Source organism: Acuticoccus kandeliae, assembly GCF_003073115.1.
In genome coordinates this window covers 1-429 of sequence record NZ_QBBV01000062.1, presented here as the reverse complement: position 1 = coordinate 429, position 429 = coordinate 1, and the positions used below count along the sequence as shown (strand labels likewise).

The following is a 429-nucleotide window of genomic DNA, read 5'->3' as shown; positions in this document are numbered from 1 at the left end:
CCGAAGCCGAGTCGATGCGCAACCTGTGGACCTGGTCCGCGATCGCGGCGCTGGTCGTCGGTGTCATCACCTGGGGCGCCATGTTCTGGGCGATGATCCTGCACCGGAAGCGCAAGGACGACGACGGCTCGCTGCCGCGCCAGACGCAGTACAACCTGCCGGTCGAGCTCGTCTTCACGGCGATCCCCACCGTCATCGTGGCCGTGCTCTTCGGCTTCACGGTGAACGTGCAGAACTACATCGACAAGGAGAACCCGACCGCGGGCGGCCCGGCCGACCTGCGGGTCGACATCGTCGGGTTCCAGTGGAACTGGGAGTTCTCCTACCCCGACGAGGCCGGCCAGGGCGGACGCCCGGTGAGCACGCTGGGGACGAGCGACACGATCCCGATCATGGTCCTGCCGACCGACCGGTCGATCCAGTTCACGC

General features: G+C 67.4%; 1 protein-coding gene. It reads left to right on the top strand.

What is annotated here, in order from left to right; genetic code table 11:
- Nucleotides 1-14: 14 nt before the first annotated feature.
- Nucleotides 15-429 (top strand): cytochrome c oxidase subunit II (locus DBV35_RS29300; RefSeq protein ID WP_483860591.1); only part of this gene is annotated, 415 nt, incomplete at its 3' end.